This is a genomic window from Limobrevibacterium gyesilva, assembly GCF_025989185.1.
In the GTDB taxonomy this organism is placed as follows: domain Bacteria; phylum Pseudomonadota; class Alphaproteobacteria; order Acetobacterales; family Acetobacteraceae; genus Limobrevibacterium; species Limobrevibacterium gyesilva.
This window is the reverse complement of record NZ_JAPDNT010000003.1, coordinates 144,054-157,321: the sequence shown is the minus strand read 5'-3', so window position 1 is coordinate 157,321 and position 13,268 is coordinate 144,054. Positions and strand designations below refer to the sequence as shown.

Genomic DNA, 13,268 nt, shown 5'->3' with positions numbered 1-13,268 from the left:
TCTCCGGGTCGCTTCGCGAATGGCGTACAAACGAGCGCTACATCAGCAATGACCGGCTCAGGTCAGTGCGGTCGGCACCCTATAAAACAACCGGACACTGAAAGAACTGCACGAGAGCGTTCGGTGCCATCGATGTGATCGGAGAGCTCACACGCGATTTCCCGAGAAATCGCTCAAATCTTGCTGAATATACGAACTGGTGAAAGCAGATTATTTCGATATTGCATCTGCACCGGGGTTCGCCGGAGGCGGCATCCGTCAGCCCTCGGTCTTGGCCGGCTCTCCTGCCTTCGGCGTGCCTGCGGGCGCAGGCGGCTTGGGGGCCGGCGTCTTCATCATCGCCCCGGTCATCGGAATGAAGAACACGCCCACATCCTTGCGGGAGTGGACCTTGCCTTCCTCGTCCTTGGTGTAGACGTACAGGAACTGCCCGCGCTTGAACGGCTGCCCGATGGGAATCAGCATCCGCCCGCCCGGCTTGAGCTGCTTGAACAGCTCCGGCGGCGCGTATTGCGCGGCGCAGGTCACGATGATGATGTCGAACCCGCCATGCACCTCGGGCCAGCCGTAATAGCCGTCGCCCACGCGCGTCTCGACATTGTCGTAGCCGAGCGGCGCGAAGATCTTCCCCACGGCCTTGCCCAGCGGCTCGATGATCTCGATCGAGTAGCTGCGCTTGACGATGCGCGACAGCAGCGCGCTCTGGAAGCCGCTGCCGGTGCCGATCTCCAGCGTGACGTCGCCCGCGGTCGGCTTGCAGACCTGGGTCATGTAGGCCTGGCCGAGATAGTCGGACAGCGCCGAGCCGTAGCCCAGTGCCCAGGGCTTCGGCGTCTCCTCGTAGGCGTCGCCCGGCGTCGCCCGGCGGCCGTCGTACATGTAGTGGAAATACTCGCGCGGCAGCGCCTGGAACGCGGCCATGACAGCCGGGTCGGCGCCGCCGAGACGCTCCTTGAGGTAGCTCTCGATGCGCTTCATGGCGGCCGGCTTGCGCGCCTGGATCGCCTGGAACTGCGCCTCCGTCAGGTCCACGGGGCGGCCCGATTTCGCCATCGCCTCCATGTATGCTTGGCGGGTCCACGCGCCGGCCGCGCGGGCCGCGGAACTGATGACCACGGGCGCCGCAAGGCCGGCCGCGAGCAGGCCACGACGGGTCAGGACAGAGCGGGTCGGGATGAGACTGTTTCCGGCCACTAGGTACTCTTTCGCAATCTGGGAAAGGCGAGAATGCAGGTCACATACAGCAGCATCGCCGCCAACAGAACCCTGTCATATCCAAGTTGCAGCGCCATGAGGTTGGCCAGTGGCGTGGAAACCACAGAAAACGCCCCGTTGAGCCCCCACGCCCAGGGCAGGAACCCCCCGGACCCCATCCGTCCGAGGCCCAGCGGAAACGGCAGGCCCAGCGCTAGCGAGGCCGGCGCCACCAGCGCCACCACGATCGCGGCCCGTGCCAGCCATGGCAGGCCCAGCGTCGCCAGCATGAAATCCTGCAATCCCACCAGCAGCAGCACGCCCCAAGCCAGGATTACCGCCACGGCAATCACGATGCCGCGGCGTGGATCCGCCTTGAAGCGGGGCTCCATCATACTGCCGAGGCCGGAGAAGATCAGCATTCCCGTCAGCACCAGCGAGAAGCCGCTGGTGCGGTCGTTGAGATAGAAGCTGGCCCGCTCGATCAGGAAGATTTCCAGGAACAGGAAGCCCAGGCCGAGTGCCGAGAAATACAGGATCGCCCGCAGCACCCCCGGCCCGCCCGCGCGCATCCTTCGCCCGCCGAGCAGCGGCACCGCCAGCACCAGCAGCGCCACCATCGCCGCCTGCGCCAGCACCGCGAGGTTCACCAGCGGCCCGATCTCGGCCTGCGGCAGCAACTCCAGCCGCTGCAGGATGGTGCCGAGCTGCGACAGCCGCAGCACGGCATAGAAAGACGGCCGGTCATAGGTGATCGGCGACAGGTCGAAAGCCCGGGCGGATTCGGTGCTCTGGCCGAGCAGCACGGGCTTGGCCTCGTCGGCGATGGCATCATGCGCCCCTTCGCCTGAGGTGACCTCGCCTTCCTCGAAAGAAACGGCCGGCAAGTCGTTGTAGATATTGGCGCGCGCCGCCGCCACGTCGATGCCGGCGAAATAGCTTATGTCAAAGGATCGTTCGTCACAGAACGATTTGGCGGCGGCGATCCGGGCCGCGTCGAACGGCGTGTTCGACAGCAGGATGCGCACGTTCCAGGCCGAGCGGTACACCAGCACATGCGCCGCCGGGTCGGTGATGCCGGCCTGCAGCAACGCCGCCCGGGCGGTGGCCAGCACGCGGATGGCATAGGCCGGGAATTCCCGGATCGACGCCGGCAGGGAGACGATCCCGCCCGGGGTCAGCGCCTTCATATAGGATGCGATGGCCTCGGTGGCGAAGGCGCTGGTGTTGGCCTCGGCGGCATCGAGGAAATCGGCGGAGATGTCGATCAGGTCGTAGGGGCCGCTTGCCCGCACCGCCGCGATCGGGCTTTCCGCGAGGATCCGCACCGTGCCGCCGGCCGTGACCGGGGGAGATTCGCCGAGGCCCTGGCGCAGGGCGCCGCGCAGGACCGGCTCCGGTTCCAGCGCATCCACCGACGCTGCTCCCAGCGCCTGCGCTTCCGCGATGCGGAATCCGCCGGACGCGCCGGCCAGCAGCACCCGCGGGTGCGGCCGCAGCGTGTAGGGCAGGGCGGCCAGCGTAGCTGCGGCATAGCCCGCATCGACGGGTCCGGGGCGCGGCAGCGACGCCAGCCGGTTGCCGTCGCGATACAGGCCGAACGAGGTCGGCGGCCCCGGCAGCCCGAGCAGCCCGGCATTGTTGGACACGTCCGTGTCCACGCGCTCGGTGAAGTCGTCCAGCAGCATGTAGAGCCCGCGCGGCGAGCGGATCTCCGCCACCGTGCGGCTGTCCGGCACGTGCAGCGGCGCGTAGATGGCCTTGTAGTCGTTGAACGATGCCGCGTCGCCCAGCAGCAGCAACGCCTGGCCGCCGGCGAGCGCGACCAGGGCGGCGAGCCCGACCGCCAGCCGCCGCCGTCGCGCGAACAGGGCGGCGGCGAACAGCGGCACCAGCAGGCAGGGCAGAAGCTGGAACGGGTGCACCACCGTCATCAGGCCGAGCGCCAGCAATGCGCCGAGCCCCGCGCCGGTGAGGTCGAAGCCGTAGACACGCCCGATCTGGGTGTCGTTCAGCACGAAGCACAGGCTGATATACAGGCCGCTGAGGAAGAAGAACGGCAGCAGGCAGATGTAATAGCCCGCGATGTTGTAAAGCTGCGGCCCGAACGTCGCCTGGTTCTGCAACTGCAGTGGATTGAAAGGATTGGTGGTGACGAAGTGGTATCCCACCGCGGCGGCGGCGATCAGCAGCACCGGCAGCACTGTCAGCAGCGCCGTGCCGTGCCGGGCGAACCAGTCCCGCGCCAGCGCCATCACCACGCCGGACAGCGCGAAGCCGGCCAGCACGATGGAGATCACCCAGTAGCCGTATTCCGACCACTTCGCGACGGCGAAGTAGCGGGTCAGCGCGATCTCAAATCCCACCGTCGCCATGGACACCAGGAACAGCGGCGCCATTCCCGGCCGTTCGGTCAGCGCCATATGCGTCGCCGGATGAAGTCCAGCAGGATGGCGTTGAAATGCGCCGGCTCGTCCACGAACAAGGCGTGGCCGGGCTCTTTCATCACCACAGCCTCGGCGGCCGGGTGGTGGGCGGCGAGGTTGTCGGCCTGGCCCGCGAATTTCGGCCGTACCACGTACAGCACCGGCTTGTCGGTGGAATAGACGGCTTCCTTCCAGTAGCTCCGCGGCACCGGATAGGACAGCAACGCGCTGGCGGCCGGCTGCGGGGTGCGCAGGCAGGCTTCGGTGAGCCGGTCCAGATAGGCCTGCGGCTGCGGGCGCTTGAACATGCCGCGCACGAAATTGCGCATCATCGCCTCGCGCGGCAGGCGCGGCCCCGGCTTCGTGGGATGCCGCGAGGGCTGCGGCGGCGGGTCCTCGCCCACCGAGTTGTCCACCAGCACCAGCCCCGCGATCCGCGTGTCGCCGTTGGCATGGACATAGGCCAGCGCGTCCAGCACGCCGAGCGACCAGCCGACCAGCAGCACCGGCTCGGGTCCGAGCCGGGCGATGAGATCGGCGATGTCCTGGCCGCGGCGCCCGGGTTCGTAGCCGCTGGGGGCGACGGCGCTGTCCCCCTGGCCGCGCGGGTCGAAGGCGATGACGCGGTACTGGCGCGAGAACTCGTCGATCTGCCGCTGCCAGATCCAGGCCGGCATGGTCCAGCCGGGCACGAAGACCAGCGTGCGTCCCCGCCCGGCCTCCAGGTAGTGCAGCCGAACCCCGTCGCCGGTCACGAAATAGCGATCCTCCGCCGCCGCGGCGGGCCGCAGCAAGCCGAGAATGACGAGAATCGCGGCGATTGCAGAACCTACCCGCATGCTGTCAACTGACCGACGCGGCCCCGCGCTGTCAATCGATCCGAACCGGGAATCGCCCCCAATAATGAGTGACGAAGAAGAACCTCCCTCGCGCCGCGGCGCGCTGATCGCCATGCTGGTCATCCTGGTGATCATCGCCTGCGGGTTGTGGCTGAGCGGGATGCTGGGATCGGTTTCGCGCATCCAGGACTGCGTCATGTCCGGCCGCACCAACTGCGTCAGCTTCCATTAGGCCGGTTTGCGCGCGTCCGGGGAATAATAACGATTCCGTGAGGACCGCTTAACATACGTCTACAAAACGTGCGCCGGCGTCAGAATAACGATTTAATGATGTCGTCGTGACTGCGCAATGTCAGGACAGATTCATCGTCCGGATTCAAAGGGATGCGGGGCATCTACTCGATGGACGGGCAGTTTCGGTCGGACGCCCTTTTCTGTGCCTTACCTCAACCCTGCCTGGAGGTCCAGGCCGCGCTGATCGCAGCGCCGGTGTCGCACCGGCGCCAGATCCTGGTGGTCGAGGACCATGTGCAGGTTCGGAAAATGCTGGTGCGCGCGCTGCGCCAGGCCGGCATGGACGCGTTCGAGGCCAGCACGGCCGCCGAGGCGCGGGCGCGACTCGGGGTGACCGCCGTGCATGCCGTCGTCACCGAAATCGCGCTGCCCGGCGGCATGGACGGCTTCGACCTGGGCGACTGGATCCGCTACCGTTCCGCCCACATGCCGCTGGTGTTCATGACCGGCCTGACCGACTGGCAGTTGCGCCCGGCACCGCCCCGCGACCCGTTCATGCGCTTCGTGCGCAAGCCGTTCGGCGCCCGCGTGATCGTGGACTTCGTCATGAGCCTGCTGTCGCCGGCATTGCTGATCTAGGCGGGCCGCTGGAAACAAAAGGCTGGTGCGGCGTGTTCGCGGCATGCTTGCCCGCCGCATGGCGGCATAGGATGTTCGTGCACATGGACACGTACAAATTCGACATCGTCGTCATCGGCGCCGGCATCGCCGGGGCCACCGCCGCCGCGCATCTGGCCGAAAACCATCGGGTCGCGCTGATCGAGGCCGAAGAGGCCGCCGGCTATCACACCACCGGCCGCTCGGCGGCGTTGTGGATCCAGAATTACGGCCCGCCGGACGTGCGCGCCATGTCGGCGCTGTCACGGTCGTTCTTCGAGACGCCGCCGCCCGGCTTCACCGACACGCCGCTGATGAGCCGCCGCCCCGTCGTCACCCTGGCCCCGGCCGACCAGGAGCCGGCGCTGCGGCAGATGCTCGCGGAAGGGCAGGGCATGCGGGAAATTCCGCTGGCGGAGTTGCGCGCCATGGTCCCCGCGCTGCGGCCGGATTATGCCGTCGCCGCCACCATCGAGGACGACGCGTTCGACATGGACGTGGCCGCCTTGCTGCAGGGCTTCCTGCGCCAGTTGCGCGCGCGCGACGGCGTGCTGGCGCTGCGCAGCCGCGCCGGACGGATCGAGCGGCGCGGCGGCATGTGGCATGTCGAAGTGACCGGCGGCGCCGCGTTTACCGCACCGGTGGTGGTCGACGCCGCCGGCGCCTGGGGCGACGAGGTGGCGGCGCTGGCCGGCGCCCGGCCGCTGGGCCTGGTGCCGAAGCGGCGCACCGCCGTGATCGTCGATCCGGCGCCGTGGCAGGTCGCCGACTGGCCGATGCTGAGCGATGCCGGCTCCACCTGGTACGCCCGCGCGGAGGCACGCACCAAGCTGCTGGTGTCGCCCGCCGACGAAACCGACACCTATCCGCACGACGCCCGGCCGGACGAGCTCGACGTCGCCATCGCGGTGGACCGCATGCAGCAGGCGCTGGACATCGAGGTCCGCCGCATCGAGCACAGCTGGGCCGGGCTGCGGACCTTCACCCCGGACCGCAGCCTGGCGATCGGCTGGGACCGCGAGGTGGAGGGGTTCTTCTGGAGCGTGGGGCAGGGCGGCTATGGCATCCAGACTTCGCCGGCGCAGGGCCGACTGGTGGCCGATCTGGTCGGCGGCCGCGATCCCGGCGCGGCTCGTTCGTTCCTGAATCTGGTCGATCCAAAACGTTTCCATGCCGTAAGCGCCTGAGCAACCCCCAACACCCCTGGGCGGCCGCCAATGTCGATCCATGTCGCGCTCACCCATCGCACGACCTATCGCTACGACAAGGCGGTCGCCCTGGGCCCGCAGACCATTCGCCTGCGGCCGGCGCCGCATTCGCGCACGCCGGTGCTGTCCTATTCCCTGAGCGTCGCGCCGAAGCCGCATTTCCTGAACTGGCAGCAGGACCCGCAGGGCAATTTCCTGGCCCGCGTGGTGTTCTCCGGGAAGGTGACGCATTTCGAGGTGAGCGTGGATGTCGTCGCCGACATGGCCACGATCAACCCGTTCGACTTCTTCCTGGAGCCGGAGGCCGAAACCTGGCCGTTCGCCTATGACCCCGTGCTGGAGCAGGAACTTGCACCCTTCCGCCGGCTGGACCCCCCCGGACCGCTGCTGACGGCGCTGCTGGCGGAGATTCCGCGCGGCGCGCAGCGCACGGTGGACATGCTGGTGGCGCTGAACCGGGCGGTGCAGAGCCGCGTCGGCTACATCGTGCGCCTGGAGCCGGGCGTGTGGACGCCCGAGGAAACCCTGGAAGCGGCCAAGGGATCGTGCCGCGACTCCGCCTGGCTGCTGGTGCAGTTGCTGCGAAGCCTGGGCTTTGCCGCGCGCTTCGTCTCCGGCTACCTGATCCAGCTCGTGGCTGACATCAAGCCGCTGGAAGGGCCGGAGGGACCGGCCGCCGACTTCACCGACCTGCATGCCTGGGCCGAAGTCTACCTGCCGGGCGCCGGCTGGATCGGGCTCGATGCCACCTCCGGGCTGATGACCGGGGAGGGGCATATCCCGCTGGCCGCCAGCCCCGATCCGCAATCGGCCGCCCCGATCTCGGGCGCCGTGGAAGAATGCGACGTCACTTTCGCGTTCGCCATGGGCGTGACGCGCGTGCTGGAGACGCCGCGCGTCACCAGGCCTTATACCGAGCGGCAGTGGCAGGACATCCTGGCCGCGGGCGCCAAGGTGGACCAGGCGCTGGTGGCCGGCGACGTGCGCCTGACCCTGGGCGGCGAGCCCACCTTCGTCGCTGCCAGCGACTTCGAGGCGCCGGAGTGGAACACCGACGCGCTGGGGCCGACGAAACGTGGCTTTGCCGGCCGCCTGATCCGCCGGCTGGCGAAGCTGTGGTCGCCGGGCGCGGCGCTGCAATACGGCATGGGCAAGCTCTATCCCGGCGAGCCGCTGCCGCGCTGGACGTTGTCCGCGCACTGGCGCGCGGACGGCGAGGCGGTGTGGCAGGACCCTGGCCTGCTGGCGGACCCCGACCGCGACCGCGGCACCGCCACCGCCGAGGACGCGGCGGCGTTTGCCGCCGCCTTGGCCGAGCGGCTGCAGGTGGACCCGGCGATGGCCCTGCCGGCGCACGAGGACGTGCACTACTATTTATGGAAGGAGCACCGGCTGCCCGCCAACGTGGTGGCGCAGGACAGCAAGTTGCGCGACCCGCTGGAGCGGGCGCGAATGGTGCGCATCTTCGACCAGGGCCTGGCCTCGCCGGTCGGCAGCGTGTTGCCGCTGCGCCGCGTGATCGATGGCGGCGCGCGCCGCTGGCAGACCGACAAGTGGTTCTTCCGCAGCAACACGCTGTTCCTGATCCCCGGCGACAGCCCGATCGGCCTGCGCCTGCCGCTGGACAGCCTGCCCTGGGCCGACCCCGACACGGTCGAGCCGCAGTTCGAGGCCGATCCTTTCGCCGTGCCCGCACCACTGCCGCCGCAGGCCGTGCTGCGCCGGCTGCGCGAGGCGCGTCCGCCCGAGAGCAGCATCGAGGGCTTCCGCCCGGTGACGCAGGACATCCCGGTGGTGGGACAGGACGAGCCGGATCTGGTGCGCACCGCGCTGACGGTGGAGAGCCGCGGCGGCGTGATCCACGTGTTCTTCCCGCCGCTGTTCGCCGCCGAGGACTGGCTCGACCTGGTGGCTGCGGTGGAGGCGACGGCCAGGGAGGCGGGCCAGCCCATCGTGCTGGAAGGCTATCTGCCGCCCGGCGACCCGCGCCTGCTGCATTTCTCCGTCACCCCCGATCCCGGCGTGATCGAGGTGAACGTGCATCCGGCTTCCACCTGGGCCGAGCATATGGCGCGCACCGAGCAGCTCTACGAGGAGGCGCGGCAGGTCGGGCTGGCGTCGGAAAAGTTCATGATGGACGGCCGCCATGTCGGCACCGGTGGCGGCAACCATGTGGTGATGGGCGGCGCCACGCCCGCGGATTCCCCGTTCCTGCGCCGCCCGGACCTGCTGAAGAGCCTGCTGGGGTTCTGGCACAACCACCCAAGTCTTTCTTTTCTTTTCAGTGGCTTGTTCATCGGTCCTACCAGCCAGCATCCACGCATCGACGAGGCGCGCGACGATGCCACCGCCGAGCTGGAGATCGCGTTCAGCCAGATCACGCCGTCCAGGCCGACCCCGCCCTGGCTGACCGACCGGATCTTCCGCAACATCCTGGCGGACATGACCGGCAACACCCACCGGACGGAGTTCTGCATCGACAAGATGTACGACCCGAACGGCGTTGCCGGCCGGCGCGGGCTGGTGGAATTCCGCGCCTTCGAGATGCCGCCGCATGCCCGCATGTCCGCCGCCCAGATGCTGCTGATGCGCGCCGCCGTGGCCGCGTTCTGGCAGCATCCGTACGAGCGGCGGATGGTGCGCTGGGGCACCCGGCTGCACGATGCGTACATGCTGCCGCATTACTGCGAGCAGGATTTCCGCGACGTGCTGGAGGAACTGGCCGGCTGGGGCTTCAGGCTCGATCCCGACTGGTTCGCGCCGCATCTGGAATTCCGCTTCCCCAAGATGGGCGAGAGCGCCGTGCGCGGCATGGAACTGGAGATCCGCCACGCACTGGAGCCGTGGCACGTGCTGGGCGAGGATGCGTCGCCCAGCGGCATGGTGCGCTATGTGGACAGTTCCGCCGAACGGCTGCAGGCCCGTGTGACCGGCTGGGTGGAGGAGCGCTACGTGCTTGCCTGCAACGGCGTGGCGGTGCCGCTCACCCGCACCGGGCAGGCTGGCGAATACGTGGCCGGCGTGCGCTTCAAGGCCTGGGCGCCGCCGAACGCGCTGCACCCCACCATCGCCGCGCAGACCCCGCTGGTGTTCGACATCTACGACCGCTGGAGCGGCCGCAGCCTGGGCGGCCTGAGTCACCATGTGGCGCATCCCGGTGGGCGCAGCTACGACACCTTCCCGGTGAACGCGGGCGAGGCCGAGGCCCGCCGCCGCGCCCGCTTCTTCCCGATCGGCCACACCCCAGGCCCGATGCCGGAGCCGCGCGGGACGATCGGCCGCGAGCATCCGCGCACACTGGACCTGCGCCGATTCGCCTGAGAAAATCCCGCCGGTGACACGCCCGGCTGCGCTCGATGAGATGGTGGATGGACGCGGCGGGCTGCGTCCGCATTGGCGCGGCCTGCTCGGCGCCCTCACGGCCTTCGGTGACGAGGGGTTGCAGGCGCGCGCGCGCCGCCTGGACCGCGCCTTCGAGGAGGAGGGTGTCACCAGCGTGCTGCCGGGCGCGCAGGCCGATATGCATGCCTGGCGCTGCGATCCGATCCCGCTGCTGATCCCGCAAGACGAGTTCACCGCGCTGGAGGCCGGGCTGGCCCAGCGTGCGCGGCTGCTGGAAGCGATCCTGCAGGACATCTACGGCAAGCAGACCCTGCTGGCGGACGGCACGCTGCCGCCAGCGCTGGTGTTCCCCAATCCGGGCTTCCTGCGCCCCTGCTGCGGCCTGCCGCCCCGGCACCTGCTGCAGCTCTATGCCGCCGACCTTGTGCGCGGCCCGGACGGCGCGTGGCGGGTGCTGGCCGACCGCACCGCGGCCGCCGGCGGGCTCGGCTATGCGCGGGAGAACCGCCGGCTGCTCGGCCGCGTGCTGCCGGAGGCGTTCCGCACCATGCAGGTGCGCCTGCTGCGGCCGTTCTTCGACGTATGGCAGGACGCGCTGCAGCGGCTCGCTCCGCCCGACCCGTCCGGCCGGCCGAAAGCCAATCCGGCGGTGGCGCTGCTGACCCCGGGAACCGCCAATCCGCAGTGGTTCGAGCACATGTATCTGTCGCGCGAGCTGTCCTGCGCGCTGGTCGAGGGCGGCGACCTGACGGTGCGCGGCGGCGCGGTGTTCCTGAAGACGCTGAAGGGCCTGCAGCAGGTGGACGTGCTGCTGCGCCGGATGGACGGGCGGATGATCGACCCGCTGGAGCTGGAGGCGGGCAGCCTGATCGGCGTGCCCGGCCTCATCGATGCCGCCCGCGGCGGCACCGTGCGCATCGCCAACGACCCCGGCTCGGGCGTGGTGGAAGCCCCGGCGCTGGCGGCCTTCCTGCCGGCGCTGTGCCTGCGCCTGCTGGGCGAGAGGCTGCTGACCGACAGCGTGCCGACGCTATGGCTGGGCGAGGAGCGGGCGCGCGTGATGGTGCAGCAGGACCCCGCTCGCTGGCTGGTGCGCCCGGCGCTGGACGGCACCGTGCACGCGCTCGCGCCCGCGGTGATGGAGCCGTCCGCGCGCCAGGCGCTGATGGCCAGGGTCGCCGCGCGTCCGTGGGAATGGGCGGCCTCGGCGGCCGTTCCACCCTCGGTCGCGCCTTGTCTGACCGCCGGCGGGCTGGAGCCGAAGCCGGTGGTGCTGCGCTTGTTCCTGGTGTGGGACGGCGCCGGCTGGCGCGCCATGCCCGGCGGGCTCGCGCGTGTCATGGAGCCCAGCGGAAGCACGGCCGGGCGGCCGTCGCAGGCCGCCATCTCCAAGGACGTGTGGGTGCTGACGGAGGACCGCAGCGACATCGTCGGCCCGGCGGCGCTGATCGTGCCGCCGGTGCGCCTGCGCCGCGCCACCGGCGACCTGCCGAGCCGGGTGGCCGACAATCTGTTCTGGCTGGGCCGCTATGTGGAGCGGCTGGAGCGGGCGGCCCGGCTGGTGCGCGCGGCGGTGGCGCGGTTGGGCCGCGGCACTGCGGTGATGCCGCACGAGGTGACCGAGCTGCAGGCGCTCGGCCGCTGTCTGGCCGAGGCCGGCGTGATCCCGCCCGAGGCCGCCGGCACCGCGGCCACCACCACCATGGCCGAGGCGCTGCTGTCGGCGGGGCGCGACGCCGGCTCGATCGGCGTCATGTTCGCCCAGGTGGCACGCCTGACCGAAAGCGTGCGCGACCGGCTGACCGGCGACATGTACGCCACCTTCACCCAGACCCTGCGCGCCGCGCGCGCCGATGCTGCCGCCGTGGACCGCAGCCTGGACGGGCTGTCGCATGCGATGGTCGGCATCATGCGCTTCTCCGCCGCCGTCGCCGGGGTCGCGGCGGAGAACATGGTGCGCGGTGGCGGCTGGATGTTCCTGGATCTGGGCCGGCGCATCGAGCGCGGGCAGGCGGTGGCGTGCGAAGTGGCCTTCGCGCTGGACCAGCCGCCGCAGCGCATCGACGGCGGGCTGCGGCTGGTGCTGGAGCTGTGCGATTCCGCCATCACCTATCGCAGCCGCTACCTCAACGTGCTGCAGCCCGCCCCGGTGCTGGATCTGGTTCTGGCCGACCAGGGCAATCCGCGCGGCCTCGCCTTCCAGTTGGCGCAGACGCATGCGCTGCTGGATGAGCTGAACGGCGAGAGTGGCGCACGCGCGTTGCTGGCGGGCGCCGCCGCGGGCCTGCTGGCGGAGGTGGAGGCGCTGGTGGCGGGGGTGCTGGCGGCAGCGGACCAGGCCGAAGCCGCCGCTGCGCTGCCGCAGCGTCTGCCGGCCATCGCCGCCGGGATCGCGGCGCTGTCGGACCGGATCACCCGGCGCTATTTCGCCCTGCTGCCCGCCGTGCAGACGCTGGGATTGAGCGGCGACTCCGGCGAGCTGCGGGGGGCGGCGTGAAGTACCGCGTCGGCCACACGACCGGCTATGCCTACGACGAGCCGGTGGACCTCGCCAGCCACATGCTGCACCTGTCGCCGCGCACGCTGCCCTGGCAGGTGGTGACCGCCGCCCAGGTTGCGGTCCAGCCGCCGCCCAGCCGCGTGACCGAGGGCGAGGACCATTTCGGCAACCATGTCTGCTGGGTGTTCCTGGACCTGCCGCATGATCGCTTCGAGGTGACGGTGCAGGCGCAGGTGGAGGTGCTGTTCCCGCTGCCGCCGCCAGCCGAGGCGACGCCGCCGTGGGAGCAGGTAGCGGCGGCGGCCCGCGCCGGCGGGCCGGCGGCCTGGCAGGCGGCGGAATTCGTCTTCGACAGCCCGATGGCACTGGCCGATGCTGGCGTCGGCGCCTATGCGGCCGCGAGCTTCCCGCCCGGGCGGCCGGTGCTGCAAGGGCTGTTGGAGCTGAACGCGCGCATCCGCCGCGACTTCCGCTTCAAGCCCGGCGCCACCACCGTGCACACCGCGGCCGCGCGCGTGCTGGCGCAGCGCGAAGGCGTCTGCCAGGACTTCACCCATCTGATGATCGCCGGGCTGCGTGCGCTGGGGCTGCCGGCCCGCTACGTCTCCGGCTATCTGCGCACCAGGCCGCCGCCGGGCGCGCCGCCGCGGCGCGGGGCCGACCAGTCGCATGCCTGGGTGGGAGCCTGGCTGGGGCCGGAGCATGGCTGGGTGGACCTGGACCCCACCAACGACCTGGTGGTGCGCGACGAGCACGTGGTGTTGGCCTGGGGGCGCGATTATGGCGACATCAGCCCGGTGCGCGGCGTTATTCTGGGCGGCGGACATCACACGGTAACAGTAAGTGTGGATCTTGAACCACGTTGATT

Annotated in this window: 9 protein-coding genes; 6 read left to right on the top strand and 3 right to left on the bottom strand. The window is 70.1% G+C overall.

The annotated features are described in order from the left end of the window. Positions 1-258: 258 nt before the first annotated feature. The 3 genes from OL599_RS06705 to OL599_RS06695 all read right to left on the bottom strand — a co-directional run bounded on the left by OL599_RS06705 (position 259) and on the right by OL599_RS06695 (position 4,459). On the bottom strand, positions 259-1,116 hold the full coding sequence (locus tag OL599_RS06705) for a protein-L-isoaspartate O-methyltransferase family protein (protein WP_264712890.1): 858 nt from the start codon (positions 1,114-1,116) through the stop codon (positions 259-261). Between the two features lie 77 nt (positions 1,117-1,193). Beyond that, positions 1,194-3,617, bottom strand: coding sequence for a spermidine synthase family protein (locus OL599_RS06700; RefSeq protein WP_264712889.1), 2,424 nt, complete (start codon positions 3,615-3,617; stop codon positions 1,194-1,196). Continuing rightward, positions 3,608-4,459 (bottom strand): alpha/beta fold hydrolase, encoded by an 852-nt coding sequence (locus OL599_RS06695; protein WP_264712888.1) that lies wholly within the window; start codon positions 4,457-4,459, stop codon positions 3,608-3,610. The genes OL599_RS06700 and OL599_RS06695 overlap by 10 nt, the downstream gene beginning before the upstream one ends. Positions 4,460-4,523: 64 nt before the next feature. Here OL599_RS06695 and OL599_RS06690 point away from each other — a divergent pair, with 64 nt between their 5' ends. The 6 genes from OL599_RS06690 (at position 4,524) to OL599_RS06665 (ending at position 13,266) form a co-directional block, all read left to right on the top strand. Next, positions 4,524-4,691: a hypothetical protein gene (locus OL599_RS06690; RefSeq protein ID WP_264712887.1), complete on the top strand. Its 168-nt coding sequence runs from the start codon at positions 4,524-4,526 to the stop codon at positions 4,689-4,691. A 152-nt stretch (positions 4,692-4,843) separates the two neighbouring features. Beyond that, a complete protein-coding gene (locus tag OL599_RS06685; protein WP_264712886.1) occupies positions 4,844-5,332 on the top strand; it encodes a response regulator transcription factor in 489 nt (162 codons plus the stop codon). 83 nt (positions 5,333-5,415) lie between these two features. Further along, complete coding sequence (locus tag OL599_RS06680) at positions 5,416-6,537, top strand: NAD(P)/FAD-dependent oxidoreductase (RefSeq protein ID WP_264712885.1); 1,122 nt, start codon at positions 5,416-5,418, stop codon at positions 6,535-6,537. A gap of 30 nt (positions 6,538-6,567) precedes the next feature. Beyond that, positions 6,568-9,879: a transglutaminase family protein gene (locus OL599_RS06675; RefSeq protein WP_264712884.1), complete on the top strand. Its 3,312-nt coding sequence runs from the start codon at positions 6,568-6,570 to the stop codon at positions 9,877-9,879. A gap of 13 nt (positions 9,880-9,892) precedes the next feature. Further along, positions 9,893-12,397, top strand: coding sequence for a circularly permuted type 2 ATP-grasp protein (locus tag OL599_RS06670; RefSeq protein ID WP_264712883.1), 2,505 nt, complete (start codon positions 9,893-9,895; stop codon positions 12,395-12,397). Continuing rightward, positions 12,394-13,266: a transglutaminase family protein gene (locus OL599_RS06665; RefSeq protein ID WP_264712882.1), complete on the top strand. Its 873-nt coding sequence runs from the start codon at positions 12,394-12,396 to the stop codon at positions 13,264-13,266. Before OL599_RS06670 ends, OL599_RS06665 begins: the two co-directional genes overlap by 4 nt. Positions 13,267-13,268: the final 2 nt, after the last annotated feature.